The sequence below is a fragment of the Phormidesmis sp. 146-33 genome (genome assembly GCF_052939515.1).
The window spans coordinates 24,996-48,949 of the sequence record NZ_JBJPHU010000003.1; the positions used below are offsets into that span (position 1 = coordinate 24,996).

Annotated in this window: 30 protein-coding genes, 1 tRNA gene and 1 other annotated feature; of the genes, 16 read left to right on the forward strand and 15 right to left on the reverse strand. The window is 49.9% G+C overall.

Features of this window, described 5'->3' with window-relative positions:
* Nucleotides 1-663: 663 nt before the first annotated feature.
* A complete protein-coding gene (locus ACJ2PR_RS02050) occupies nt 664-1,161 on the reverse strand; it encodes a sterol desaturase family protein (RefSeq protein WP_446875732.1) in 498 nt (165 codons plus the stop codon).
* 119 nt (nt 1,162-1,280) lie between these two features.
* Here ACJ2PR_RS02050 and petJ point away from each other — a divergent pair, with 119 nt between their 5' ends.
* Together petJ and ACJ2PR_RS02060 are read left to right on the forward strand one after the other, a co-directional pair.
* Nucleotides 1,281-1,619, forward strand: coding sequence for a cytochrome c6 PetJ (gene petJ, locus ACJ2PR_RS02055; RefSeq protein WP_446859068.1), 339 nt, complete (start codon nt 1,281-1,283; stop codon nt 1,617-1,619).
* 110 nt (nt 1,620-1,729) lie between these two features.
* Complete coding sequence (locus tag ACJ2PR_RS02060; protein WP_446875733.1) at nt 1,730-2,179, forward strand: hypothetical protein; 450 nt, start codon at nt 1,730-1,732, stop codon at nt 2,177-2,179.
* Between the two features lie 123 nt (nt 2,180-2,302).
* Here the strand turns inward: ACJ2PR_RS02060 and thrC are convergent, their stop codons facing one another.
* Entirely contained in the window at nt 2,303-3,370 is a 1,068-nt protein-coding gene (gene thrC, locus ACJ2PR_RS02065) for a threonine synthase (RefSeq protein WP_446875734.1), read from the reverse strand.
* A gap of 257 nt (nt 3,371-3,627) precedes the next feature.
* Here thrC and ACJ2PR_RS02070 point away from each other — a divergent pair, with 257 nt between their 5' ends.
* The 3 genes from ACJ2PR_RS02070 to ACJ2PR_RS02080 all read left to right on the forward strand — a co-directional run bounded on the left by ACJ2PR_RS02070 (nt 3,628) and on the right by ACJ2PR_RS02080 (nt 5,090).
* Complete coding sequence (locus tag ACJ2PR_RS02070) at nt 3,628-3,837, forward strand: hypothetical protein (RefSeq protein ID WP_446869949.1); 210 nt, start codon at nt 3,628-3,630, stop codon at nt 3,835-3,837.
* Nucleotides 3,838-3,988: 151 nt separating this feature from the next.
* Nucleotides 3,989-4,663, forward strand: a complete 675-nt coding sequence (locus tag ACJ2PR_RS02075) for a low-complexity tail membrane protein (protein WP_446875735.1) — start codon at nt 3,989-3,991, stop codon at nt 4,661-4,663.
* 202 nt (nt 4,664-4,865) lie between these two features.
* Nucleotides 4,866-5,090, forward strand: a complete 225-nt coding sequence (locus ACJ2PR_RS02080; protein ID WP_446859073.1) for a hypothetical protein — start codon at nt 4,866-4,868, stop codon at nt 5,088-5,090.
* Between the two features lie 32 nt (nt 5,091-5,122).
* Here ACJ2PR_RS02080 and ACJ2PR_RS02085 read toward each other — a convergent pair whose 3' ends face one another.
* The 9 genes from ACJ2PR_RS02085 to rplS form a co-directional block, all read right to left on the reverse strand.
* Nucleotides 5,123-5,656 (reverse strand): alpha/beta hydrolase, encoded by a 534-nt coding sequence (locus tag ACJ2PR_RS02085; RefSeq protein WP_446869951.1) that lies wholly within the window; start codon nt 5,654-5,656, stop codon nt 5,123-5,125.
* A gap of 301 nt (nt 5,657-5,957) precedes the next feature.
* Complete coding sequence (gene rplL, locus ACJ2PR_RS02090) at nt 5,958-6,350, reverse strand: 50S ribosomal protein L7/L12 (protein ID WP_446859075.1); 393 nt, start codon at nt 6,348-6,350, stop codon at nt 5,958-5,960.
* A 142-nt stretch (nt 6,351-6,492) separates the two neighbouring features.
* On the reverse strand, nt 6,493-7,041 hold the full coding sequence (gene rplJ / locus ACJ2PR_RS02095; RefSeq protein ID WP_446859076.1) for a 50S ribosomal protein L10: 549 nt from the start codon (nt 7,039-7,041) through the stop codon (nt 6,493-6,495).
* Nucleotides 7,042-7,094: 53 nt separating this feature from the next.
* Nucleotides 7,095-7,241: a sequence feature (ribosomal protein L10 leader region), on the reverse strand.
* Between the two features lie 72 nt (nt 7,242-7,313).
* Complete coding sequence (rplA, locus tag ACJ2PR_RS02100; RefSeq protein ID WP_446859077.1) at nt 7,314-8,030, reverse strand: 50S ribosomal protein L1; 717 nt, start codon at nt 8,028-8,030, stop codon at nt 7,314-7,316.
* A 56-nt stretch (nt 8,031-8,086) separates the two neighbouring features.
* On the reverse strand, nt 8,087-8,512 hold the full coding sequence (gene rplK, locus ACJ2PR_RS02105) for a 50S ribosomal protein L11 (protein WP_446859078.1): 426 nt from the start codon (nt 8,510-8,512) through the stop codon (nt 8,087-8,089).
* A gap of 25 nt (nt 8,513-8,537) precedes the next feature.
* Nucleotides 8,538-9,176, reverse strand: coding sequence for a transcription termination/antitermination protein NusG (nusG, locus tag ACJ2PR_RS02110; protein WP_446859079.1), 639 nt, complete (start codon nt 9,174-9,176; stop codon nt 8,538-8,540).
* Nucleotides 9,173-9,400: a preprotein translocase subunit SecE gene (secE, locus tag ACJ2PR_RS02115; protein ID WP_446859080.1), complete on the reverse strand. Its 228-nt coding sequence runs from the start codon at nt 9,398-9,400 to the stop codon at nt 9,173-9,175. The genes nusG and secE overlap by 4 nt, the downstream gene beginning before the upstream one ends.
* Before the next feature lie 221 nt (nt 9,401-9,621).
* Nucleotides 9,622-9,694 (reverse strand) — tRNA-Trp (locus ACJ2PR_RS02120).
* Between the two features lie 116 nt (nt 9,695-9,810).
* Nucleotides 9,811-10,173, reverse strand: a complete 363-nt coding sequence (rplS, locus tag ACJ2PR_RS02125; RefSeq protein WP_446875736.1) for a 50S ribosomal protein L19 — start codon at nt 10,171-10,173, stop codon at nt 9,811-9,813.
* A 225-nt stretch (nt 10,174-10,398) separates the two neighbouring features.
* On the opposite strand from rplS, the gene ACJ2PR_RS02130 reads away from it, so the two are divergent.
* From ACJ2PR_RS02130 to map, 6 genes are all read left to right on the forward strand, one after another.
* Nucleotides 10,399-11,142, forward strand: a complete 744-nt coding sequence (locus tag ACJ2PR_RS02130; protein ID WP_446875737.1) for an energy-coupling factor ABC transporter permease — start codon at nt 10,399-10,401, stop codon at nt 11,140-11,142.
* A 35-nt stretch (nt 11,143-11,177) separates the two neighbouring features.
* On the forward strand, nt 11,178-11,540 hold the full coding sequence (locus ACJ2PR_RS02135; RefSeq protein ID WP_446875738.1) for a PDGLE domain-containing protein: 363 nt from the start codon (nt 11,178-11,180) through the stop codon (nt 11,538-11,540).
* A 35-nt stretch (nt 11,541-11,575) separates the two neighbouring features.
* Nucleotides 11,576-12,355, forward strand: a complete 780-nt coding sequence (cbiQ, locus tag ACJ2PR_RS02140; RefSeq protein ID WP_446869955.1) for a cobalt ECF transporter T component CbiQ — start codon at nt 11,576-11,578, stop codon at nt 12,353-12,355.
* 358 nt (nt 12,356-12,713) lie between these two features.
* Nucleotides 12,714-13,568, forward strand: a complete 855-nt coding sequence (locus ACJ2PR_RS02145) for an energy-coupling factor ABC transporter ATP-binding protein (protein WP_446875739.1) — start codon at nt 12,714-12,716, stop codon at nt 13,566-13,568.
* A gap of 327 nt (nt 13,569-13,895) precedes the next feature.
* Complete coding sequence (locus tag ACJ2PR_RS02150; RefSeq protein ID WP_446875740.1) at nt 13,896-16,685, forward strand: M16 family metallopeptidase; 2,790 nt, start codon at nt 13,896-13,898, stop codon at nt 16,683-16,685.
* Between the two features lie 102 nt (nt 16,686-16,787).
* Nucleotides 16,788-17,600 carry a type I methionyl aminopeptidase gene (gene map / locus ACJ2PR_RS02155; RefSeq protein WP_446859087.1) on the forward strand — a complete coding sequence of 271 codons (813 nt, stop codon included), beginning with the start codon at nt 16,788-16,790 and terminating at the stop codon, nt 17,598-17,600.
* A gap of 3 nt (nt 17,601-17,603) precedes the next feature.
* On the opposite strand, the gene ACJ2PR_RS02160 is transcribed toward map, so the two are convergent.
* Nucleotides 17,604-18,050 (reverse strand): hypothetical protein, encoded by a 447-nt coding sequence (locus ACJ2PR_RS02160; RefSeq protein WP_446875741.1) that lies wholly within the window; start codon nt 18,048-18,050, stop codon nt 17,604-17,606.
* 109 nt (nt 18,051-18,159) lie between these two features.
* On the opposite strand from ACJ2PR_RS02160, the gene ACJ2PR_RS02165 reads away from it, so the two are divergent.
* Nucleotides 18,160-18,825: an O-methyltransferase gene (locus tag ACJ2PR_RS02165; protein ID WP_446869959.1), complete on the forward strand. Its 666-nt coding sequence runs from the start codon at nt 18,160-18,162 to the stop codon at nt 18,823-18,825.
* 130 nt (nt 18,826-18,955) lie between these two features.
* Here ACJ2PR_RS02165 and ACJ2PR_RS02170 read toward each other — a convergent pair whose 3' ends face one another.
* Together ACJ2PR_RS02170 and ACJ2PR_RS02175 are read right to left on the reverse strand one after the other, a co-directional pair.
* Entirely contained in the window at nt 18,956-19,387 is a 432-nt protein-coding gene (locus ACJ2PR_RS02170; protein WP_446875742.1) for an STAS domain-containing protein, read from the reverse strand.
* Between the two features lie 270 nt (nt 19,388-19,657).
* Nucleotides 19,658-19,813 carry a hypothetical protein gene (locus tag ACJ2PR_RS02175; protein ID WP_446875743.1) on the reverse strand — a complete coding sequence of 52 codons (156 nt, stop codon included), beginning with the start codon at nt 19,811-19,813 and terminating at the stop codon, nt 19,658-19,660.
* A gap of 83 nt (nt 19,814-19,896) precedes the next feature.
* Between ACJ2PR_RS02175 and guaA the strand changes: the two genes are divergently transcribed.
* The 3 genes from guaA (at nt 19,897) to ACJ2PR_RS02190 (ending at nt 22,329) form a co-directional block, all read left to right on the forward strand.
* The gene (gene guaA, locus ACJ2PR_RS02180) at nt 19,897-21,525 is read left to right on the forward strand and encodes a glutamine-hydrolyzing GMP synthase (RefSeq protein ID WP_446859091.1); all 1,629 of its coding nucleotides are present in this window, start codon (nt 19,897-19,899) and stop codon (nt 21,523-21,525) included.
* A 79-nt stretch (nt 21,526-21,604) separates the two neighbouring features.
* On the forward strand, nt 21,605-21,757 hold the full coding sequence (locus ACJ2PR_RS02185; RefSeq protein WP_446875160.1) for a hypothetical protein: 153 nt from the start codon (nt 21,605-21,607) through the stop codon (nt 21,755-21,757).
* A 95-nt stretch (nt 21,758-21,852) separates the two neighbouring features.
* Nucleotides 21,853-22,329, forward strand: a complete 477-nt coding sequence (locus ACJ2PR_RS02190; RefSeq protein ID WP_446875744.1) for a DUF4332 domain-containing protein — start codon at nt 21,853-21,855, stop codon at nt 22,327-22,329.
* Nucleotides 22,330-22,418: 89 nt separating this feature from the next.
* Here the strand turns inward: ACJ2PR_RS02190 and ACJ2PR_RS02195 are convergent, their stop codons facing one another.
* Nucleotides 22,419-22,937: a GNAT family N-acetyltransferase gene (locus tag ACJ2PR_RS02195; protein WP_446859093.1), complete on the reverse strand. Its 519-nt coding sequence runs from the start codon at nt 22,935-22,937 to the stop codon at nt 22,419-22,421.
* Nucleotides 22,938-23,193: 256 nt separating this feature from the next.
* Here ACJ2PR_RS02195 and ACJ2PR_RS02200 point away from each other — a divergent pair, with 256 nt between their 5' ends.
* On the forward strand, nt 23,194-23,919 hold the full coding sequence (locus ACJ2PR_RS02200) for a hypothetical protein (protein ID WP_446859094.1): 726 nt from the start codon (nt 23,194-23,196) through the stop codon (nt 23,917-23,919).
* The last annotated feature ends 35 nt before the right edge of the window (nt 23,920-23,954 follow it).

Here is a 23,954-nt window from a genome sequence, read left to right on the forward strand (position 1 = left end):
TCTTGCTGGTAACGCAGGGCAAGTTTCTTCCCTTTGTGTCGAAAATCTTCCTGATTAGATATCAACCGTAAGTTTACGGGTTGTTCTGGAGCGATCCCTCACGACCTTGCGTAAAACGCAACTTATTCCAGTAAAAACACAGATGAACTTCATGAAACACTTTGAGATGATTCTCACATAAGTCATTTCATTAGAGAGTATCAACTTTCACAGCTACCAAGCTCAGTGGTGTCGCGCTACTGGGCTTTTGTTTTTTAAATTTCTTGAAGCATTTAGGTAATTAACTTGGGTGATCGATTGCAAACTGGGTAACGCCATCCCTTACTAATGCGATCGACCTGCACCTCCGAGATTCTTTTACCTGTTGTCTTTGTGATGAAAAATCTAGTTAACTCAACGCTGGTTGACTGACAAAAGTCCTGAAACTCTACGATTGTTAACGCTGGCGAATCGAATTTAGGGAGCTTTTATACACAGCAAATTTTATTCTGGTCGCTGCAATCGCGTTTCCGAAAGAACTTGCGGAACCAATCACCAGACAGAAAGTTTTGTCAGTCAGCAACCCAACGTCAAAACCCCGATTAGATGCGCCGCCGATTTCTAGAAGGTAAAGCTCGTCGGCGTAAGCTTGCACTCAGAGATTTCATCAAATCCACAGTTCTTTTACCACCAGCGCAACTGTAGATAAGAGCGATCGGGTTGACTCAATTCAGTTTCATCGACCCACTCAACCAGCTTGTACGTCCCAAAGATGTGATCCCACCAATCGACTGCAAGCCCAAAATTGTGGTGCCACATTCCATACTTGTGATGGACATAGTGGACGGGCATCTTCATCCAAAAGCACTTTGATGGATTTTCGTGCTGGAGTTGATGAGCATAAGAGGAAAACGCTGCGTAGATCATGCCGCCAAGAAACCAGCCCATTCCTGCTGCAAATGAGTGAAAAAACATTAGACAGAGAATAATTACCGTGCTTTTTACATAGTCGCGAAACTCCCACAAAACGCCCTGACCCTCATTGCGCCGATGGTGATCTCGATGCCGCTCTCCAATTTTGGGCGAAACATGCATCAGGCGATGCATCCAATACTCCACCAGACTGGCCAAGACAAACGCGATCGCAAAACAAATCGCCCCCACTCCAAGTTGCACTAGCACAGAGCAAACTCCTCTTCTGACAACACTTTGATATTCTGCCATTCTCTTTTGTTATTGTCTCAAAAGAATGAGTGTTGGCGAAGATATGTCAGGATCAGGAATACAAATGGGTAAATAAAATGCTGAAGCGATTTCTAACGATCGGTCTGGTTGGGTTCATTTTAGGAATTGTGTTGCTGACTCCGCCGACGCTGGCCGCCAACCTTAAGAACGGGTCACAGGTTTTTGCAGCCAACTGTGCAGGCTGTCACGCTAACGGAGGCAACATCGTGCGACGCAACAAAACCCTGAAACTGAAGGCACTCCAGCAAAATGGCTATGCAACCGTAGCGGCGATCGGTCAACTCGTCCTCAACGGCAAAAACAACATGCCTGCCTACAAAACAAAGTTAACGAAGTCTCAGGTTGAAGACGTTTCTGCTTACGTGTTGGAGCAAGCGCGCAAAGGCTGGAAGTAAGAATCGAGAACCTAACAAATTTGTCCTTTCTCTCATCCCCGCATCCTTCATTCTGGGTGTATCTTTGGAGATTAAGCAGTGGAATTTAAGCGGGTTGAGAGGGATCGAGCATGTCTGATCAGGTGGTTCAATGGCTCAACGAAATCAAAGAGCTTAAGCAACGGTTGCAAGAAGCCCAGGACGCACAAAACGCTGCCAACGCGAGTGCAGACAACTGGCGCAAACGATACGAAACCGAAGCCCAACAGCGTCGAACGGAAGCCATGCTCACCCGTCAAACGATCGCTGCCCTCACCGCAGAAGTCAATCACCTCAAAAGCCTGCCCCAGCCCTCAGCCGATACTCCGATTTTGTCCTCCAGCATTGAGCGATCGATTGATGCCCTGCAAACCATTGAAGAACTCAAACTAAAGCTATTGGAAGTCTGGAGTGAGCGCGATCGGTTGGCCCAAGATTTGAAGATTGAGCAAGCGAATCATGTTCAGACCCGCAAAAATCTAACGACGGCGCTGGGAGACACGGTGGACATGTTGACGAAGCAGAGGATGAGGGATGAATGATGTATTAAACTTTGAGTCTTTGGGTGAGGTGAGTGTCTGTGAAGGTAAAGCCAGGATTGAATCCAAGTTTTTGAGTCAGCGCCTCAACCGCTCTACCAAACCGTTTCACCCCTCATCCCTTCTTCAGAACCCCATCACCTTCGCAACGGTCTCCAGGTTTGGCTCAACTCCTTGTCTGAAGTTGTTTTCGCTAAATTTGATGGCAGAATCGGGATCTTTTAAGCCGTTGCCTGTAAGCACACAGACGATCGTTGCCCCTGTAGGAACTTGATCCTTAACTTTGAGCAGACCTGCAACCGACGCAGCACTGGCGGGTTCACAAAAGATTCCTTCATCGCCTGCCAGCATTCGATAGGCGACCAAAATCTCTTCATCCGTGACAGCATTAAAGCTGCCCTGACTGGAGTCTTGGACGGCGATCGCTTTTCCCCAGTTGGCGGGGTTGCCGATGCGAATAGCAGTGGCCAGGGTTTCGGGTTGACTCACAGCATGACCTGTCACTAACGGGGCCGCCCCTGCCGCTTGAAAGCCCATCATCTGAGGTAGTTTGGTCGATCGTCCTTCTTGATGATATTGACAAAACCCCATCCAATACGCGCTAATATTGCCCGCGTTACCTACCGGAATGCACAACCAGTCAGGCGCGTCACCCAACACATCCACCACTTCAAAAGCTGCGGTTTTTTGCCCTTCTAGACGATGGGGGTTAACCGAATTGACCAACGTCACCGGGTAGCATTCTGACATCTCTCGTACGATTTCTAGGGCGCGATCGAAGTTACCCTTAATTGCCAGAACTTCTGCCCCATAAAGTAGCGCCTGAGCCAGCTTACCCAATGCCACATAGCCATCAGGAATTAACACAAACGCCCGCATCCCACCTCGTCTTGCATAGGCAGCCGCAGCGGCTGACGTATTGCCCGTACTGGCACAAATTACGGCTTTGGCTCCCGCTTCCTTAGCTTTGGAGATTGCCATCGTCATGCCCCGATCTTTAAAGCTCCCCGTCGGATTTAGCCCATCATATTTGACAAATACCTGTACCTGTCGGCCAATCTGCGCGGCGATCGTCGGCACCGGAATCAAAGGAGTATTGCCTTCATGAAGGGTCACAATAGGAGTCGTCTCAGAAACAGGCAAATAGCGACGGTAGCCCTCAATCAAGCCACGCCAGTTTTGAACTTTGGGCATTGCCTCACGAAGGGATTTATCGGAAGTAGACAGGCTTAGGGTCACAGGAGTCAATTCTTGAATGCAACAAGTGTAGATCCTAGTCTACCGTGAGGGCTTTCTTTGACGGTGATTTGTGTCGAAGCATGTCGAGCCAGGGGCTAGGAAACTAAAAGAATTTTCGATCCGTCCACAAAAGTGAGCCTCTTTATCTGATCTCGTGTAAAGTTTAGGTTAAGATAAACGACGGTGTGAGTAAGTACAAATTCCTAATCACTATGACATCCCGAAATTCAAACGCTCAATTCAGTGGTGTAGCGGTCTGTGAGCCTCAAAGCGATTGTTCAGATTTGCGTTCTCTCGAAAAAATGAAAGCAATTTATCAGGCTGATCAGCAAGCAAAGTTTCTCAATCTTCATGCAGAAACCGAGTCATTGCTACAACAGCTTCAAAGCCTCAAACAGCAGCGCGCTCAGGTGATTGACTAAAGAACCGAGTTGGGGTGTGGGAGAGATAAAATTCTCTGAATCTGCTGTTAGTCACCACTTCGACTCAGGGAGCCTTTTTCATCTTCTACGCCCACCGCTCCAGATCCCACTCACCTCTACAATGATGGTGGGATTAACGCGAGTGTAACTTATGCGTGCTTTCTGGTCTGATCCGTATTTGTGGATTCATGCGGCTGGCTTGGCTGCGGTGCCACTTTGCTTGATGTTGTGCTTGCTGGGGTTAGCGGGTGATCCGATTTTGCCTGTGAGCGTGGAGTTGGGGCTGGTTGCTCTGGTTGGCACTGCTCCGATCGCTTGGATGCAGTGGAAAAAACCTTTTTACATCTTTAGTTTGGTGCCCGTCGCTATCAAGCCAGAAAAGCTTACAGAAGATCAGCGTCGCTTGCTTACCCTCTTTAAGGCGCGTGCGAACCCCATTTGGATTGGATTGGGAGCGCTGCTGCTAGTTATATTGTTGCGTCAGATTTATTTTGTCGCGCCGATCACGGCTGACTTATCGCCATTTTTAGCATGGCGGGGCTTGGGGTTGTTAGTCGCGGCGATCGGATTTCTAGCGAGTAATTTGTTTTTGCAGGTGCCTTTGAGTGTGGCACAAGTCTTGCTGACCAGCGATGCTCAATTTGACGCGACTGCCCCCTTTGCGCTGGCCCATATTCCACAAAGTTTTTCGATCTTTGGGCTGCGAGTCAATCAAATCGTGCCGCCTCTGATTGCAGACAGCTTGACACAGCCCTCTACGGATATTCCCGTGCCTCAGCCTTCCCCGTTAACGGAGCCAACTGATACTGAAGCCAATACTGACTAGCCGAAGTGTACAGAGTGCAATTTATCCAAACATAGCCAAATTTAGCGTCTTGGTGGCTGTAAAGTGTTGTCCACATCACAGATGCAAAAATATCTTAAGTTATTCTAGAGATAGAAACCGGGCAACCAATGGATGCCTGAAATTGCGCTTCGTAAAAGCTTAGTATTGTTCAAGTCGCGACTCCTTAACTGTCAGGTGAACTATGGTAAATCCTTCTGCTTCTTCGCCGTCCGAAAGTGATGCCCAAGTGCGTCCGCTAATGGCCGAACTTCAAGTTTGGGATAGTCTAAAGCGAGCGATCGCAGACAGTTCTGGCTTCAAGAGTTGGCGAATTGAACGTGACACAGACAAGCAGATTCAGGATCTTAGCTTAGACACGCTGGTTCACAATTATTTACGCGAAACGTTAGAAACTCTGGCGTACTAACTCTGGCGTACTGAAGATTCAAATTCCATAACCTAAAAAAAGCTGCTCAGGGGATTTTGCAGGCGATCGGCGAGTTCGCTCAACCGTTTGTAGGCATCAACGAGTCGATCGCCATCCAGCATAACTTCTTGAGTCGGGTACTTTTGCAGGACTTCTAGAATAGAAAGCTTGCTGTCTCCAGTTGCAGAGAGAATCAGGGCAGACCGCAATGCCTGACGATCGGCTCCTCCTTTGGGTGTGCGAATGGCTTGACTCAGCGGATCGAGTAGCCTATTGCCGATCGGACTGTTAAGGATGCGATCTAGAAGTGTGGGATTAAGGGTGACAGTTTGGGTGAGCGATCGGCGCACCACGACGGGATCTTGTTTTGAAAGTCGCAAATGGGCTTGAAGGGCGGGAGAAACATCACCTTTATCAGCAAAGGCGGTGAGTTCGCTGACCGAAATCGACTCCCGCAAAACGCCATACTTCAAAATCACTTGCTCCGCTGCCAGCGCAGAACTCGACAAGGTGGCTGTGCTAATGGAGACTACCCAAAAATAATTCCATAACCTCTGAACTTTCATTACGGTAACTTTGCAAAGGTTTCCACTTTAGGACGATTTTATGAGTGAAAAGTTCTGCATCGGGTGAAAAAGTCAGACGATGCAAAAAAGGAGCCTCCTAAGAGACCCCTAACATCATCAGAAAAGATAACTTAGACGCAAATTGATGAGTTTCTTAGCTTTACTGACTTCAGTAGAAACACGCCTCAACTCTCCAAAAACTTTGGATTGAAGCTCCTCAAAACTGAGCATCAAAAACCAAAACAAGTTGAGTTGAAAAAACTGAATCAAATTAACGCTAAGTTGAGACACAAAGAAACGGCTACTTGATAGAAACCTTGCCGCCTGCTTCTTCGAGTTGCTTCTTGATATCTTCAGCTTCTCCCTTGGCAGCCCCTTCTTTAACTGCTTTAGGAGCAGCCTCTACCAAGTCTTTTGCTTCCTTCAGACCCAGACCCGTGATTGTCCGCACGACCTTGAGAATTGCGATCTTCTTATCAGCAGGGACTTCTTCCAACACAACATCAAACTCGGTCTTTTCTTCGACTTCTTCAGCGGGAGCCGCAGCCGCGCCAGGAGCCATCATCATCATGCCGCCAGCCGGAGCCGCAGCACTCACGCCAAACGCTTCCTCGATTTGCTTAACCAGTTCAGAGGCTTCAAGCAGGGTCAGACCCTTCAATTTCTCAACGATTTCGTCGGTAACAGCAGACATAGTTGATCTCCTAAGTGAAAAAAGTTTTGGGGTGTCGAGCTTTGAGTTTCGAGTTCAAAATTGACCAATCAATTCATCCCTCTTCGCGAAGCGGATTACCCCCCAAGGGGGAACAGATCATCGAAGTTCTCGCTCATCCTTTCTAAGCAGCTACGTCTTCTTCCGCTGCATTGTCTTTGTCTGCAATCTGCTGAATCGCACGCGCCAAACCAGAAGGTACTGCATTGATACCCACGGCTAGTTGAGTTGCCACACCGTTGATTGCGCCTGCAATTTGAGCGATGAGTTGCTCCTTGGAGGGGAGGTCAGCGATCGCTTTCAAATCCGCCTCATTCAGCACTCGACCATCCATCACGCCGCCGCGAATTTCGGTCTTCTTGCTGGCTTTCTGGAATTCCTGGTAAGCCTTGATTGCGCCACCCAGGTCATCTTTGACCATCACAAAAGCAGAGTCGCCTTTGAGAATTTCGCCGACTGATTGCCACCGCTCATCGTCTTGAGTCGCGATTCCCATAAAGGTGTTTTTGGTCACCTTACACACCGCGCCCTTGGGACGCAGACGGTTTCGCAAATCGCCAATTTCGGAAACGGTCAAGCCACTGTAGTTGATGATAAACATCAGTTGAGAGTCATTCAGCGTTTCTTTGAGTTCGGCAACGATCTGTCGCTTATTTTCTGGCGTTCTACCCATTCGTAATCACCTCCTTAAGTTGAGATTGGTATCTGATGGTTGTCTCTAAAAGCCAAGCCAAAAAGAAACCCCAGCGATTGGCCGGGGTGACATGACATCTGACTCAGGTGCTGAAGGACATCGTGAGAGTCAAAAATCAAACCTAGGCAGGACATTAAGCATAAAGCCCCTGCTGTCTCCGGCTTGGCTATTTAGTTCAGACAAAATTTTGGATGTGCTTCTCCTGAAACAAGATACAGGTCTGTGCTAATTCAAAGTTGCTCAGAACTCGATTAAGCAGCGTCTCCTATCTTAAGGTCACGCAGGGCACTAATGTCAACTTCGATCGACGGCCCCATCGTAGAAGAGACGTAAACACTGCGCCAATAGCGACCCTTTGCGCCAGAAGGCCGGTTGCGATCGACCGTTTCTTGAAGCGCCTTCAGATTCGCCAACAGATCCTCAGCCGAGAAAGTCGCTTTTCCAAACAAAACGTGAACGATTCCTGTCTTGTCTGCTCGAAACTCTAGCTTCCCTGCTTTGAATTCGGCGATCGCTGGCCCCAAATCAAACGTCACCGTTCCCCCTTTGGGAGAAGGCATCAACCCGCGTGGCCCCAACAGTCGTCCCAATTTTGCGACCTGCGGCATCATGTCCGGCGTGGCAATCAGCAAATCAAAGTCCATCATCCCTTTTTGGATGTCTTCGATCAGCTCCTCAGAACCCGCCAAGTCAGCACCCGCAACAGTGGCTTCGTTGACCTTTTCGCCACGTGCAATCACCGCCACTCTGACCGTTTGCCCCGTCCCTTTGGGTAAGGAAACCGTCGTTCTTAACTGCTGGTCGGTGTACTTGGGATCGATGCCGAGACGCAGGTGCGCTTCCGCCGATTCGGGGAACTTTGCGGTTGCAGTCTCTTTGAGAAGGTTGAGCGCCTCAAGTGGCTCGTAAGGCCGCTCCTCGACCTTCTTTTGTAACTCTTGTAGTCGTCGCGATACTTTTCTAGTCATGTCACTCTCCTGGGGTATTGGCGAGAATCTTCTCTCCCCCGTAATGTTTGCGTTGCTTATTCGCTGATTGTGATGCCCATGTTTTTAGCGGTGCCTTCGATGATTTTCATCGCCGCATCAATGTCATTGGCGTTCAGATCAGGCATTTTGGTTTTGGCAATGTCTTCTAACTGGGTGCGGGAGATCGACCCTACTTTTTTACGATTTGGCTCACCCGAACCTGTCTCAATTCCAGCCGCTTTGGCAATTAGCTTGGAGGCAGGAGGTGTTTTGAGAATGAAGGTAAAACTGCGGTCTTCGTAAACTGAGATTTCTACCGGAACCACCATCCCTGCTTGGTCAGCAGTTCTTGCGTTGTATTCCTTGCAGAACATCATGATGTTTACCCCATGTTGACCCAGTGCAGGGCCAATCGGAGGGGCTGGGTTTGCTTTTCCGGCGTTGATTGCCAACTTAATGACCGCCGTGATTTTTTTTGCCATCGATCGTAATCTCTTCGACTCCGAATTAAACTTTCTGAACCTGGTTCACTTCCAATTCCACAGGGGTTTCCCGCCCAAAGATTGAAAGCAGAGCCTTGAGTTTGTTGCGCTCGGCGCTGACTTCGATCACTTCGCCTTCAAAGTCCTTAAACGGCCCTGAGAGAACGACAATCTTGTCACCTGCTGCCATGTCAATTTTTCTGACTGGCTCCTGCTCCTGGGACTGCTTGAAGATGCGTTCAACTTCTGAGTGACCCAGGGGCATTGGTTTAACGTGACCGCGCCCCCGTCCATAACGGCGCTTTTGCTCTGCTCCCACAAAGTTGATCACGTTGGGCGTGTTTTTGATTACCTGCCACACTTCGTCATCCATTAGCATTCTCACCAAGACATAGCCCGGAAAGACTTTTTCTGAGCCTTCTTTAGGTTTGCCGTCTTTTTGAGGTCTGAGGATGGGTGTTTCAGGGATCTGTACGTCCAAAATTCTGTTGGTGACATCTAGCGTCTGAATGCGCTGCTCCAGGTTCGCTTTGACGCGCTTTTCACACCCAGAGGCAACCTGCACCGCATACCAACGAGCTTTTTCCAGCGCCAGATTTTCTTCTGAGTCCTCGGCTGGGTTGCGTTGTGCTAATTCTTGCGATTCGTCTGAAGTAAAAGTCATCCGAACACCTTTATCTGTGCCCACTGAAAGAACTGATCGACCAGGTAGATGAGAGTTGCCGAGAGCGTCACCATTAAAATAACAGCCACTGACTCACTAATTAGCTGTTGACGACTGGGCCAGACTACTTTGTCCAGTTCCTCTTTCGTTTCTTGAACAAAGGAATTTGGGTTAAATCCGGCTTCTTTTGTCTCCGGCAGGGTTGCTTCGTCTTTTTTTGCCACAGTTCTCAAGCGCTCCCGTCTGTCTAATAACGAGTGTGTCTGAATCTACAGTCTAACGAATCTGTAAATTCTTGAAGTTTAAAGTCTGTCACTCAACAACAGAACCTGGCTGATCCAACCCCGCACAGATTCGGAAGCAAGGGTTATTTCAACATTTCATGGCCGACATCAAAAATGTCCATCAACTGCTTAACCAATTTGTCTAGCTCAGAGCAATCCAGCGCGCCCTGGAGGACTTGAACCCCCGACATCAGGTTTTGGAGACCTGCGTTCTACCAACTGAACTAAGAGCGCACGAGCCGAACGACCCTGACTTATTGCCTTATCTAGTCTAACAGCTAATGGACAGTTCGCTGTAGCTTTTAGCGATTAGCAGAAAGTGAGTTTATCAAGGGCTAACCGCCAGCCGCTTACAAAGGGCGATCGAAGCGTTGTTTGAGACGAGTTGCCTTACCAGTGCGCTCACGCAAGAAGTAGAGTTTGGCGCGACGGACTTTACCGCGACGCAGCACTTTGATGCTCTCAATTCGAGGAGAGTGGATCAGAAAAACCCGCTCAACCCCAACTCCTTGAAAGACGCGGCGGACGGTGATGTTTTGGCTAATGCCAGCACTGCCCTTGGCAATCACGACTCCTTCGTAGGGCTGGGTACGCTCTTTGTCGCCCTCTCTAATTTTCACGCCCACGCGAACCGTGTCACCGATATGAACGACGGGAAGATCTGACTTTAGCTGCTCCGCTTCGATCGAGCGGATTAGTTCTTGCGCTTTCATAGGACTTCAAAAAACTCACAATTGCTTACTTTAACTTAAAAGACGGCACTTAGTCTAGGAAAAACTTTCTAGAAAATTCAGCCTGTTTGATAGGATTCCTCTCTTTGTAACAATCCTGAATTCCTGCTTAAGTTTACCGCTCAATGCCCCCGGAGAGGATTGAATTCTCTAGAGTACGCAAGTTTACTGAAACTCGAAGACGTTTTTACTCATTACAAAATGACTATGGCTGATCTACCGTCTGTTTTATCTGGTTCCCTGCTCCATTGGGCGGCTCCTCAATTGGCGCTGCATATCCCGGATGGGTTCCTGAATTTGCCCGTGATGGGGGTGACCTGGGTGGTGGCGATCGCTCTGATTGTGGTCTCGCTCCAAAAAGCTCAGGCGGAGTACCAGGAACGAACGGTTCCGCTGATGGGAGTTTGTGCGGCCTTTATTTTTGCTGCACAGATGATTAATTTTCCGATTCCAGGAGGAACTTCGGGACACTTGCTGGGGGGGACTTTGGCAGGCGCTTTGTTGGGGCCGTGGGCAGGTTCGCTGGTGATGGCTTGTGTCTTTATGGTGCAGGGCTTCATCTTTCAAGACGGCGGCATTACGGTGATGGGAGCCAACATTTTCAACATGGGACTGATTGGCACGTTTTTAGGATATTACTTGTTTCGAGGAATTCGACGGGCGATCGGGCAGGACAAACTCGCAGGCATGGTGGCAGGGTCGGCGATCGCGTCCTGGGTCAGTGTGGTAGTGGCCTCGGTCTCAACGGCGCTTCAACTGGCGATTTCTGGCACTGTTCCGCTTCAGGTGGCGATGGTGGCGATGATCGGCTGGCACATCCTGATCGGCATCGGTGAAGCTCTGATTACGGTGGCAACGGTAAGCTTTGTGTGGCGGACTCGACCTGATTTGTTTTACCGTCCACCTCATAGAGCAACGTCGTCAATTCCACGATCGCTCTCGACTCGCTAATCCAAGAATTCTTCACCCCCCAACTCGAACAAACTATGAACACGAACGCAACCAGAACGCGCAACCGAGCCATGATCTTCGCGGGTTTAGGAATCGCCTTACTAATTGCCGTCTTTTTGTCTCCATTCGCCAGTCAAGATCCAGACGGGCTAGACCGGGTATCTGAAGATTTGAAATTTGGTGATAAAGAGGCCGCCGAAAAGCCTGCCGAAAAGCTGCCGTTTTACAAAGTGTTTGATGAATATGCGCTGAGAGGCGTTCCGGAACAGGTGGCCACACCGATCGCGGGTTTGGTCGGCACATTGGCAACCTTTGGACTAGCCTGGGGCATCGGCAAACTGGTCGTTAAAGGCGATTCTGATCGCAGCGATTCACAAACGGATTCACGCATTGATTAGTTAAGAGGATTTGAAGATTAGTTAAGAGGATTTGAATGCTGCTATTGCACATTGGCGCAATTCATCTAGATGTGGACAGTCAGCGAAAAACGCCCTGGCACGCTCTCACGCCCAAAACTCGGATTCTCTGTGTGTTGCTGTTATTACTGGCGATCGTGCTGACTCCGAATGGGCGCTGGTGGACTTGGGCAATTTATGGAAGTGCGGTAGCGATCGCCCTATTGGTCAGTCAAATCACGTTTTCGGTTTTGCTCAAGCGAGTGGCGGTGGAATCAGCCTTTGTTAGTGTCGTTTTGCTGGGCACGTTGTTTCGCGAAGGCGGCACGATCCTCTGGCAGTGGGGATTTCTCAAAATTACGACCACGGGATTGATGATTTTGGGCAGTGTGGTGACAAAAGCGCTGTTATCGTTGCTGCTGTTAAATATTTTGACGCTGACGACTTCGGTGCCTGCGCTGCTTCAAGCCCTTACTGAGTTAAAAACTCCACCGCTTTTGGTTGCCATTCTCGAATCGATGTATCGCTATATCGCCGTGCTGATTGACGAATTTAACGCGATGCGACGGGCGGCCCTGTCTCGCAATCTCATGAATAGTCGGCGCTGGCAAAGACTTGTAGTGGGCAACATGATTGGTTCTCTCTTTATCCGCACCTATGAACGAGGAGAGCGGGTGCATCAAGCAATGCTGTCTCGTGGATATGCCGGGTCGCCTCCCCTGAGAGAAATGCCCAAGCCGGGACGGCGCGACATTTTGGCTCTAACTTTGACGGCAATGTTGGCTCTAGCAGGCCAGGCTATTTATTTGTTTCTCTAATCTCCCCTTTTCTCCGCTTTTAAGGAGTTGGTTCCATGAGTTGAATGAGCAAACCCAAGTTAAGTAAGTTGCTCTGTCGAGTCCAACAGCCTGAGCGGAGGTTCTAAGCGGAGGTTTAAAAAGGGATTGATCGGAGACTAAAGTTTTGGAGATTCCCCCTGGCTCCCTTTAAGAACAAGGGAAAATTAGGGCGGGAGATTTAGAGCAGTTGAAGGCTGTCACACTAGAAAAGTACCTTCCCAAATATTCTCGCCCAAATATTCTCGAAGGTTGATGCCTCAACCCGGATCTACGGTGAGCCAAGAGCGAAAGGGATTAGGCAAAACTTCTATATTGTTTTAGGTAAGCGCGATCGCTCATGCACCACAATCCGATTGTTATCGAAAATCTCAGCTACACCTACCCAGATGGTACACAAGCACTCAGACACGTTAATATCTCCATCCGGCCGACTGAGCGGGTGGCATTAGTGGGGGCAAATGGCTCCGGAAAATCAACACTGCTGCTTCACTTTAATGGTCTGCTGGCTCCCCAAACGGGACAGGTGATTGTCGGTGAATTGGGGATGCGTCCCGAAAACTTTAAGCAGATTCGCAACTTTGTCGGATTGGTATTTCAGAATCCAGATGACCAGCTATTTATGCCAACGGTTTGGGAAGATGTCACCTTTGGCCCGTTAAATCAAGACATTCGCGGCGAAGCGTTGAACCATCGAGCCATCCATGCGCTGCGCTGTGTAGGACTTGATCCTGATCATTACGCTTCTCGCAATGCCAGTGGGTTGTCGGGTGGTGAAAAGAAACGAGTCGCGATGGCGGGCGTGTTGGCCATGCAGCCTCAAGTCTTGGTATTAGACGAACCCTCGGCCCAGCTTGACCCGCGATCGCGCCGTCAGTTAATCGATTTATTAGCGACCCTTCCCTTAACCCAACTGATCGCAACTCATGATTTAGATCTGGCGTTAGAACTGTGCGATCGTACGATCGTTCTCGGTCGAGGAGAAGTCGTTTACGACGGAGAAACTGAGCGAGTTTTGAGCGACCCCGACCTACTAGCCCAACATGCGCTAGAATCGCCTCTCAGCTACAGTCGCCCCTATTGTCAACTCGAACACGCCCCTGAGTCACAGTTATCACATCCTCCTCTATCACATCCTCCTCTATCACATCCTCCTCTATCACATCCTCCTCAAAAGCCTTTCCACCTTCACTAAAAAGCGCAAAGAAACTCAAAATCCAGCCTCGGCGTTGCTGATTGGAGGGATGAATCTGGGGGAAGTGTCCATCTTTTCGCCCCCTAAATCTCCCAAAAATGGGGGAGTTTGAACCTTGGGTTTCCCGCCGCTTTGGGGCAATTCATCCTCTGATTCAGCTGATTCAGCAACGCCCCAGCCTCCAAACTAAAAACAAAGCGAGTCCAATTCTTGTTTCCCTCCCTCCTCCCTCTCGCGAAGCGGATTACCCCCAAAGGGGGAACAGATCATCGAAGTTCTCCCGCCTTCTCAAGCCCCGTCAATTGCCCAACCTAATCCCACTGCCCCATGTCATTTCTACCCTTCCTGAAACGATATCGTCTGCCAAGTTTTTTGTTTGCTTTGTGCCTGACCGTCATTCTTTTATCAGGTGAGACAGCTTTTTTGCAGTCAGCCAACGCCCTTCCGCCACAAGCTGCGGCCAAATCTTCAGCCATCTCGACGACCGAACAGGTGAAAAAAACGGTTCTCGACAATGGCTTAACTGTCTTAACCAAAGCGGTGCCGACTGCGCCTGTGGTCACAGTTCAAGTCTGGTATCGAGTCGGGTCGCGCAACGAAGCCCCCGGCGTAAACGGTATTGCTCACCAGTTAGAACACTTGATGTTTAAGGGCACCCAAGATCGGCCGATTCAGTTTGGTCGATTGTTTAGCGCGTTGGGGAGCCAGTCAAATGCATTCACCAGCTACGATCAGACTGCTTATTTTGGTACGGTTGAACGCGACAAGCTGCGATCGCTCCTCACCCTTGAAGCTGATCGGATGCAGAGTGCTGTGATTGGCGCTGACCAGCTAACGAGCGAAAAGCGTGTCGTGATTTCAGAACTGCAAGGCTACGAAAATAGTCCCGGTTATCGACTCGATCGAGCCGTGATGAGAGCCGCTTTTCCGGATTCTCCCTATGGCTTAATGGTCGGTGGCACCAAGGCGGATGTGCAGTCTTTCACCGTCGAGCAGGTACGTGATTATTACCGCAATTATTATAGCCCTGATAATGCTGTGCTGATTGTCGTGGGTGACATTCAAACAGATGCAACGCTGAACGCTGTTAAAGAACTGTTTGGTAAAGTTCCGTCATCCAACAAACAACGTCCGACGATTCCAAAAGCAAGCGCACCGAATACAACAAAATCAGATCGTGCGAAGGCTGCGATCGTGCTTAAAGAACCCGGAAGCGCTTCTCTGTTGCAGGCGGTCTATCCCTTGCCCAATGTTACTCACCCCGATGTTCCAGCATTACACTTGTTTGATTTAGTGCTGACTCAGGGACGCAGTTCTCGACTCTATCAAGCCCTCATTGAATCTGGTTTAGCCAGTGACTTTGGAGGCTATCCTGCCAATATGATTTCGGGTGGATGGTATGGCTTATCGGCGACGGCCGCCCCCCAACAGGAACTTGCCAAAATTGATCAAACCATTCAAACGACGCTGGCCGATCTGCGAAATAAACCCATTACTTCCGCAGAACTGACACGGGCAAAAGTGCAATTGCGCTCCTCGGTATTGCTGCGAAATCGAGACATTACGGGTCAGGCAATGCAGTTAGGTGACGATCAGACCACTGCTGGAGATTATCAGTTTACCGATCGCTTCTTGGCTGGGGTCGATCGCGTCACGGTTGCTGATATCCAACGGGTCGCCAAAACCTATTTTGATCCGTCTCGACAAACGTTGGGCTTTTTTGAACCTACTCAATTAGATGCCAAAGCGGGCGGGTCGGTCAACGCAGGTCAAACCGCAGAACAGTTTAATCTCGGCCCACCTGTCGATCCGGCTGAAGTTGCCAAGTACTTGCCGCCTGTCGCGAGATCGAACGATCGTCCCACTCAATCGCTGCCCCAAAAAGTTGTTTTGTCCAATGGTCTAAAACTGCTGCTGTTCAAAGATTCCAGTACGCCGACCATTTCGCTGAATGGACACGTCAATGCCGGGGCGTTGTTTGACTCCACCGACAAAGCAGGTTTATCAAAACTGACGGCTGACAACTTGATCAACGGCACTCAGACGCGAGATGCTTTGACGCTGGCGAAGATTTTGGACGATCGCGGCATCAATTTATCGTTCGACACCAATCGAGAAGGCGTTTTGGTAGCGGCGACTGCGCTTTCAGAAAATTTACCCGTCCTCGTTCAAACGATCGCGGATGTGATGCAAAATGCTGCCTTCCCAGACCGCGAACTCGAACTGAGTCGGCAACGTGCCCTGACAGCGCTCAAAGTACAGATGGATAGCCCTGCCTATGTAGCGCGGCGGATCTTCCAGCAGGCGATTTACCCTTCCAATCACCCGTTTCACAGCTTCCCCACGAGCCAGAGTTTGCAGGGAATTCAGCGATCGGACGTGCTGACCTTCTACAAAACGCACTACCGTCCAGATAATACGACGCTGGCGATCGTGGGTGACTTTGACCCCGCTGAGGTGAAAGCCTTGATCGAAAAAGAACTCGGCACCTGGAAGGCTAGTGGCAAACCTCCGGCCGTAACCTTTCCGTCTGTCTCGCTGCCTGCCAACGTGCTACGTGAAGATCAGGTGATTCCCGGCAAAACGCAGTCCGTTACCTTTCTCGGCTACGCGGGAATTGATCGCAAAGATCCCAAATTCTACAGCGCTGCCGTGATGAATCAAATTCTTGGTGGCGACACCCTTTCTAGCCGATTAGGAACTGAAATTCGCGATCGTCAGGGACTCACCTACGGCATCTACAGCTACTTTCAAGCAGGCGTACATCAGGGCCCCTTCCTGGTTTCCATGCAAACTGCTCCCGAAGATGCCAACAAAGCGATCGCCAGCACCCTCAAGGTTTTGGAACAGATTCGCAATCAAGGTGTCAGTATGAGCGAAGTCTTAAATGCCCAGCGATCGCTCACCAGCAGTTACCCGGTTGAATTGGCCAATCCAAACAATCTGGCAGACGTGATCTTGATGAACGAAGTGTATGGACTCAACCCCACCGAACTGCGTCAATATCCTAATCAGATCGAAGGAGTCACCCAGGCACAGGTCAGCGAAACCATTCAAGAACTCCTGCATCCCTCTCAGATCGTTGTCGTTACTGCGGGAGGCAAGAGCGCTCCGTAATGCCCCTCTTTCCAACGCCCGTTGACCTAAATTAAGCTACCTTAGAGATTGATTAAGCTTCAATTTAAGTCCCGTCTACTCGCTGAACTACCTGCCCACCTCATGAACATTCTCAGTAATTTAATTCCTCAGTCCACGCCCAAAAAGCGCAAAGGTGTCGAGATCAAATCTCAGCGCGAAATCGAAATCATGCGGCAGGCATCGGCGATCGTAGCCACGGTGCTTAAAGAAATTTCAGAAATGGTTGAGCCAGGAATGACGACGGCCGACCTGGATGCCCACGCCGAAAAGCGCATTCGTGAAATGGGCGCAACTCCCAGCTTCAAAGGCTATCACGGCTTTCCCGCCTCGATTTGTTCCAGCATCAATCACGAAGTGGTTCACGGCATTCCTAACCGCAAGAAAGTAATTCGCGCTGGCGACGTGCTTAAAGTTGACACAGGTGCTTTTTTTGAAGGATTTCACGGCGATTCCTGTATCACGATCGCCGTTCAACAAGTAACTCCTGACGCTGCAAAACTAATCCATGTTGCCGAACAAGCCCTCTACACAGGCATCGAGCAGGTGAAAGCGGGAGCCTTTTTACTCGACTTAGCGGGTGCTATCCAGGATTATGTCGAAGCAAACGGGTTCAAAGTCGTCGAAGACTTCACAGGTCACGGGGTCGGGCGCAATCTGCACGAAGAACCCTCTGTCTTCAACTTTCGCACTCACCAGATGCCCAACGTAAAGCTAAGGGCAGGGATGACGCTCGCGATCGAACCCATCATCAACGCAGGCTCCAAAAATACGAGAATTCTCCCCGATCGGTGGACAGCCGTCACCGTAGACAACGCCCTCTCTGCCCAGTTTGAACACACCGTTCTCGTCACAGAAACCGGATACGAAATCTTGACCGATCGCACCAAAGTTTAAGCACTACTCTACGAGTGTTGTAATCCAACCAGATTCTTTTCGCGGCTGGGCCACTCGCCAGGTTTTGCCCTCCGATTGTCGCTGCAAATAAACCTCAAACGGATTGTCTTTTTGAGCAACTTTGCGATCGCGCAGCTTTAGCGTGAAATCGTAGGTGCCCTCAATGCGATAGGCGGTCAGGTTTTGAATCGTCAGCGGCGATCGAGTCTTGATCTGAATGCGATCGACCTCTACTTTGGGCGGGTCTAAGCGCAACTGCTGACTGATTTCCTGCTGAGTTTGAGAGACCTGCATGGCGATCGCCTTTCTCACCAAGCTAGTATTCGGCAGTCCACTCGCCCCACAAGCCGTTAGCAAGCCTGTTAAAACTACCGCCAAAATAACTCGGAGCGGACTGTTGCGGTTAACTTGAAGCGACCCCTCGCGGGTAACTCGAAGAGATCGACTCACGTTACTTTCCCTCTGTGCTGATCCATCTGTGCTGATCCATCTATGCTGATCCAGTTGTCTTCTCAGATTAGCAGCGATAGCATGAGTCCTGAAAGAATCAGAGGGCAGGATGTACAAAAAATCGTTTGGATTGAGCGAATCGCTTTATCAGTATGTGGTTGCCAATTCTCTGCGAGAGCCTGAAATTCTCACTCAGTTGCGCGACGAAACGGCAAACCATCCCCAGGCGAGAATGCAAATTTCTCCAGAACAGGGGCAGCTAATGGCGCTCTTGATCCAGTTAATGGGAGCCAAAAAAGTTTTAGAAATCGGCGTGTTTACGGGCTACAGTTCAACCTGCATCGCTCTGGCACTCCCCGCAGACGGCAAGCTGATCGCCTGTGATGTTAGCGAAGACTACACGGCGATCGCGCGTCGCTATTGGCAAGCCGCCGGAGTCGCTCAAAAAATCACGCTGCATCTGGCCCCCGCCCTCGAAACTTTGGATCAGCTACTTGCTCAAGGAGAGACAGACTTTGATTTTGCCTTCATCGACGCGGACAAGGGCAACTACGCTGACTACTACGATCGCGCCCTACAGCTAATTCGCCCTGGTGGACTGATTGCGATCGACAACGTTCTCTGGTCAGGGCGAGTTGCCGACCCGACCGATCAAGACAAGATTACCAAGACGATTCGGGCTTTCAATCAAAAAGTGGCCCAGGACGATCGCGTCACGATTAGTTTGTTGCCAATTGCCGACGGAGTAACGCTGGCTCTCAAAAAATCTGTCTAGCAGTCGCCAGAGTTAGAAGAGTAGAAAACACTAGAAAACACTGAAAGTCAGACCCAACAGACCTTTAAACTCATCTCTCCTCGCGAAGCAGATTACCCCCAAAGGGGGAACAGATCATCGAAGTTCTCCCTCATCCCTTTAAGAACGCCGTCGCCCTTGCAGCTTTTGCCGCTTTGTAGCCATCCAAAAACTGCTCAAACTCAGGCGAAAACAAATCTATCTGTGTCGATGAAACAACGTCTCGTTGCTGTTCCCAACCTTTGTCTAGAGCGGTACGAGTGATGGCATCCATTCCCAAAAAAGCAAGCGATCTGCCCGCAGCGCAAGCCTGTCGCATTCCTGCCAGCAAGGTAGCCACCCCCTGATCGTCGATCGCCTCCACCCACAGCAAATCCACCACCACCGAATTGGACTGAGCGATCGCCCGTGCCAGCGTTGTCCGAAAGGTAGCTCCCCCAATCCCCGTCAACCGACCACAGGGTTGCAGCACGACTGTATCGATTGCGTCCTCTGGTTGGGCGTTTAGCGTCAAAGTCCTTTGATCTCTGGCAGTAGTGTTCATTCAAGTCTTTGATCGGTTGACAAGAGGGGTTCTCAGACAGTAAAGGCGCGATCGCTGCGAGGCATAACCTCGCACTTTTCTCTAGCGTGGGCTAGCTCCTTCCGAAAGATTAAGGAGAAAATGACTGAATGGGTGTGTCTTAAATCACCGCGTCTAATTGTGAGCCGATTAAAAAACTCACCCCAATGTACCGTGAGATCAGACAGTATTTTTTGAAGAAGTCATGAAGAGAGAGGAGCTTGCTTTCATCAAAAAAATAAATTGGCTCACTCACCAAAGCTCAAAGCCATCGTTGTAAAAGTTACAGATCGGCGAACCTTTGTAGAAGTGGCGATCGCGCCCGCCAAATTCTGCTGACTCACAAAAAAGCGACCCCATGACTTGAGTAACGTTTGCTAATGTGATTAGAATAGCCAGAATACCCAAAATCTAAATTTTCTAACCCCTCGTAAAATCAACTTTCACAGGCTGCTAACTATCCACCTTCAGAATTTCATCAGGTTACTCCCGTGACACCTCAGACAGAACAGTCCGTTCTTTCACAATCCTCTGCATCTACAGAACCCAGCCTGACTCCGCTCAATCGCCAGATGATCGTTATTCTGGACTTTGGCTCCCAATATTCAGAACTCATTGCCCGGCGAATTCGCGAAACTCAGGTTTACTCTGAGGTGCTGTCGTACCGTACCACCGCCGAACAACTGCGCCAACTCAACCCCAAGGGCATCATTCTGTCAGGCGGCCCTAGCTCGGTGTATGACCCCGGCGCTCCCCACTCCGATCCAGAAATCTGGCAGCTAGGAATTCCTGTCCTCGGAGTCTGCTATGGAATGCAGCTAATGGTGCAGCAGCTAGGCGGCGAAGTCGAACGCTCCGATCGCGGCGAATATGGCAAAGCCAGCCTGACGATCGACGACCCGACTGATCTGCTGACCAACGTTGAAGACAACACCACCATGTGGATGAGTCATGGCGATTCGGTATCGAGCCTGCCTGATGGCTTTGAGCTATTGGCCCATACCGCTAACACGCCCTGTGCAGCGATCGCGCATCATGACCACAAACTTTATGGTGTGCAGTTCCATCCCGAAGTGGTGCATTCTCAAGGCGGACAGGCACTGATTCGCAATTTTGTCTACCACATCTGTGAGTGCGAACCCACCTGGACAACCGCCGCTTTTGTCGAAGAAGCGATTCGTGAAATCCGGGCAAAGGTGGGCGACAAGCGAGTGCTGCTGGCCCTTTCGGGAGGCGTTGATTCTTCGACGCTGGCATTTTTGCTGCATCGAGCGATCGGCGATCAGCTTACCTGCATGTTCATCGATCAGGGGTTTATGCGAAAGCTAGAACCCGAACGGTTGGTGAAGTTGTTTAAGGAGCAGTTTCATATCAATGTTCAGTATGTCAATGCTCGCGATCGCTTTTTAGAAGCTGTCAAAGGAGTCACTGATCCCGAAGAAAAACGCAAGCGCATTGGTCACGAATTTATCGGCGTGTTTGAGTCAGAATCCAAGCGGCTTGGCCCATTCGATTATCTAGCTCAAGGCACCCTTTATCCAGACGTGATCGAGTCGGCAGACACAAATGTTGACCCCCAAACGGGTGAGCGAGTCGCTGTCAAGATCAAGAGCCATCACAACGTCGGCGGATTGCCCAAAGACCTACGATTCAAACTGGTGGAGCCGCTTCGCAAACTGTTTAAAGATGAAGTTCGCAAAGTGGGACGATCGATCGGTCTTCCCGAAGAAATCGTCAGTCGTCAACCGTTTCCTGGGCCAGGGTTAGCGATCCGCATTTTGGGCGAAGTCACCGACGATCGATTGGACATTCTCCGAGACGCGGATCTGATTGTCCGGCAAGAGATTAACCGGGCGGGAATGTATCACGAGCTATGGCAAGCCTTTGCCGTTTTGTTGCCGATTCGCAGTGTGGGCGTGATGGGCGATCAGCGAACCTATGCTTACCCGATCGTGTTGCGGTTTGTCGCCAGCGAAGACGGCATGACTGCGGACTGGGCGAGAGTTCCCTACGATCTGCTAGAAACCATCTCCAATCGCATCGTCAATGAGGTGCGCGGGGTAAATCGAGTTGTCTATGACATTACATCGAAACCACCGGGGACGATCGAGTGGGAGTAGTCTTGCTTTATAAAAAGGGATGAGGGAGAACTTCGATGATCTGTTCCCCCTTTGGGGGTAATCTGCTTTGAGAGGAGGGATGAGGGATGATTTAAGCGTCTTTCGTCCCTTTATCTTGTGGAAAACTTGCGGAATTCTGTGGAAAACCACGTTTTGTTGTGGAAAACTTGGGGAGTTGGCGGGTTCGTTTAGTCAAATGGGTGTGGTCAATTGGGCAGAACCTTACGGCTGAAAGTCCGCTAAACTAGGAACTCTTGTGCGTTCTGGTCTGCCAGACTAGACGACTCCAAGATTCTTCGGCAAACGACCCATTCGCGAGAAAATTCTGTGGAAACCAACGCAAAGCGGCTTTCTCAAGCTTCTCAGGGGCACCCTGCTCAACCCAAAAGTCTGTCGGCAGATTGGTCGATCGACCAGCTTCCTGGACTTAGCGCCGACGATCAGACTCGCTTGGCAGCTTGCGGCATTTATACCACGCTCGAACTGTTAAAAAAGGGCAAAACCCTCGAACAGCGAACCCTCCTTTCCAGCCACCTACAAATTCACATCAAACACATCAACAAATGGGTTGCGTTGGCAGACTTAGCCAGAATTCCTAGCGTGGGCTGTCAATATTGTGGTCTTCTGCTCCATTCGGGGGTCGCCTCTCCGGATCATCTGCTGCAAATGTCACCCGATCGCCTACATCGACAAATGTTGAGGCTACAAGTCACCAACCTTCAGCGGCGCGATCTGTGTCCGACCTTTGCCGACGTTGAGCAGTGGAGCCAGCAGGCCCGTTTACTGAGTCATCAGGGAAAATGAGCGGTATGAAGGCGATCGATTGATAGCCCTTTTCCCCTAACGATTTGTCTCAGTTGGGTATCTCAAAGCCCCGACTAGGGAACCTTGAGTTAATCTGGATACCAAAACATCCCTTTGATCCCCTCTGGGTCAGACATAAACCCCAAATTTCGGTAGAAGTTCACCACATGCGGGTCAGCAAACAAAGTAATGTTGCTAATATCTTCGCTCCGTAGCTTCTTGATCATAAATTTCATCAGCGCTTTGCCCATCCCCTTCCCCTGGAAGTCAGGATGAACCACAACGTCCCAGATGGTAGCGTTGAAAGCGTGGTCGGAGGTGGCGCGGGAAAACCCAATCAATCGCCGTTGAACGCCCCGTTGCTCCCACATGGAGACAACCAAGAAGCTGTGCTGAATCGCTTTTTTCACCTTTCGCAAGGGACGGCGAGACCAGCCCACCGCATCACACAGTTCTTCTAGCTCGTACAGGTCGATTTCCCGTTCGGTGCTGAAAAATATGCGATTGGCGCGATCGTCGGCACCATCAGCAACGTATCTTTCTAATGGGGCTGCCTTGGCGGCAGAGGGGGCATCAGAACCACTGAATAAGCTTTTCCAAAAACCCATGCAAACGTGGTGGAGGTAGTAAAGGTGAAATCAGTATAGCGAGTATCTCTCTCAGATTCTCTCGCATCTTCATTCTCTCAGGCATTCGCCCAGGTAGCAAATGGACTCAGCGCCCAATTTATTAACTAGTTATCAACTAAGAAGATATTATCAATATCAAATTTGTAGTCGAAAAACTTAAGTAGCTTCTGCGATCGACGACCCTAATCGTCTCATTCATAACTTCATTTTACGAGAAAGTCCCCTCTTCACGCATATGGCCCTGGGTTTAAAACCAACGACGTTAGAACTGTTAAAGCGCTTCAACCGGGCGTTTCCTCAGTTTTATGAGCAATTTGTCAGTAGCGAAATTCAGCTTCAAAATCTCAGGCTGGCCTACCAGCTTTACAAAACTCGACAGGCAGTGATTGAGTTAAAGGCGGAAGGAAGCAAGAGTGCGCTGCATTTTGCTTACCGAAATCAGTCTTTTTTGTTAAGCGATATTTTTGGCGTTCTGGCGGCCTATGGTCTGACGATTCATAGTCTCAGCTTATATGGGCAAATTTACCCACCGATGCTGGTGTTTATCAAGCTGATTGTGTCTCGCAGCGGCAAGGCGCTAACAGACAAGACCGCAGAAAATGTCTGTCGGGCGGTTCGAGAGGCGCTGGCGGGACGGTTTGAAGTTGAGGAAATGTTGGCGGTCGAATTCAATCTAGATGCGGGCTTAGAGCAGGTTGAGACTGAATTTTACGTTGATCCCGTTTTCCATCTGCCCGCCTTGTTGATCGAAGCGGATAACCAGCCAGGTTTATTCTACAAAGTAATGTACGCCATCTGGCAAGAAGATCTGCTGGTGGTGAATGCCAATTTGCTGGTGTGGCGCGGGCGAACGCGACTGATTCTCTATCTATTAGGCCCCAACGAGAGTCTGATCCCAGAGTATCTGGGGCAAAAAATTGCTGAAGGCGTGAAACAGAGACTTCTGGGACGCAGATTTTAGGGAATTTCTGTGATTTTGGCTGGCGATTCCAATCA

Coding starts and splice junctions, on each gene's coding strand:
- ACJ2PR_RS02130 (WP_446875737.1), top strand. CDS start 10,399: ATGGCTGATCTACCGTCTGTTTTATCTGGTTCCCTGCTCCATTGGGCG.
- rplS (WP_446875736.1), bottom strand. CDS start 10,173: ATGAAAGCGCAAGAACTAATCCGCTCGATCGAAGCGGAGCAGCTAAAG.
- rplA (WP_446859077.1), bottom strand. CDS start 8,030: ATGACTAGAAAAGTATCGCGACGACTACAAGAGTTACAAAAGAAGGTC.
- petJ (WP_446859068.1), top strand. CDS start 1,281: ATGCTGAAGCGATTTCTAACGATCGGTCTGGTTGGGTTCATTTTAGGA.
- ACJ2PR_RS02170 (WP_446875742.1), bottom strand. CDS start 19,387: ATGAACACTACTGCCAGAGATCAAAGGACTTTGACGCTAAACGCCCAA.
- rplK (WP_446859078.1), bottom strand. CDS start 8,512: ATGGCAAAAAAAATCACGGCGGTCATTAAGTTGGCAATCAACGCCGGA.
- map (WP_446859087.1), top strand. CDS start 16,788: ATGAACATTCTCAGTAATTTAATTCCTCAGTCCACGCCCAAAAAGCGC.
- ACJ2PR_RS02195 (WP_446859093.1), bottom strand. CDS start 22,937: ATGGGTTTTTGGAAAAGCTTATTCAGTGGTTCTGATGCCCCCTCTGCC.
- ACJ2PR_RS02150 (WP_446875740.1), top strand. CDS start 13,896: ATGTCATTTCTACCCTTCCTGAAACGATATCGTCTGCCAAGTTTTTTG.
- ACJ2PR_RS02200 (WP_446859094.1), top strand. CDS start 23,194: ATGGCCCTGGGTTTAAAACCAACGACGTTAGAACTGTTAAAGCGCTTC.
- ACJ2PR_RS02185 (WP_446875160.1), top strand. CDS start 21,605: ATGAGGGATGATTTAAGCGTCTTTCGTCCCTTTATCTTGTGGAAAACT.
- ACJ2PR_RS02135 (WP_446875738.1), top strand. CDS start 11,178: ATGAACACGAACGCAACCAGAACGCGCAACCGAGCCATGATCTTCGCG.
- ACJ2PR_RS02070 (WP_446869949.1), top strand. CDS start 3,628: ATGACATCCCGAAATTCAAACGCTCAATTCAGTGGTGTAGCGGTCTGT.
- ACJ2PR_RS02080 (WP_446859073.1), top strand. CDS start 4,866: ATGGTAAATCCTTCTGCTTCTTCGCCGTCCGAAAGTGATGCCCAAGTG.
- ACJ2PR_RS02075 (WP_446875735.1), top strand. CDS start 3,989: ATGCGTGCTTTCTGGTCTGATCCGTATTTGTGGATTCATGCGGCTGGC.
- ACJ2PR_RS02085 (WP_446869951.1), bottom strand. CDS start 5,656: ATGAAAGTTCAGAGGTTATGGAATTATTTTTGGGTAGTCTCCATTAGC.
- nusG (WP_446859079.1), bottom strand. CDS start 9,176: ATGACTTTTACTTCAGACGAATCGCAAGAATTAGCACAACGCAACCCA.
- ACJ2PR_RS02060 (WP_446875733.1), top strand. CDS start 1,730: ATGTCTGATCAGGTGGTTCAATGGCTCAACGAAATCAAAGAGCTTAAG.
- ACJ2PR_RS02145 (WP_446875739.1), top strand. CDS start 12,714: ATGCACCACAATCCGATTGTTATCGAAAATCTCAGCTACACCTACCCA.
- rplL (WP_446859075.1), bottom strand. CDS start 6,350: ATGTCTGCTGTTACCGACGAAATCGTTGAGAAATTGAAGGGTCTGACC.
- cbiQ (WP_446869955.1), top strand. CDS start 11,576: ATGCTGCTATTGCACATTGGCGCAATTCATCTAGATGTGGACAGTCAG.
- rplJ (WP_446859076.1), bottom strand. CDS start 7,041: ATGGGTAGAACGCCAGAAAATAAGCGACAGATCGTTGCCGAACTCAAA.
- thrC (WP_446875734.1), bottom strand. CDS start 3,370: ATGCCCAAAGTTCAAAACTGGCGTGGCTTGATTGAGGGCTACCGTCGC.
- ACJ2PR_RS02165 (WP_446869959.1), top strand. CDS start 18,160: ATGTACAAAAAATCGTTTGGATTGAGCGAATCGCTTTATCAGTATGTG.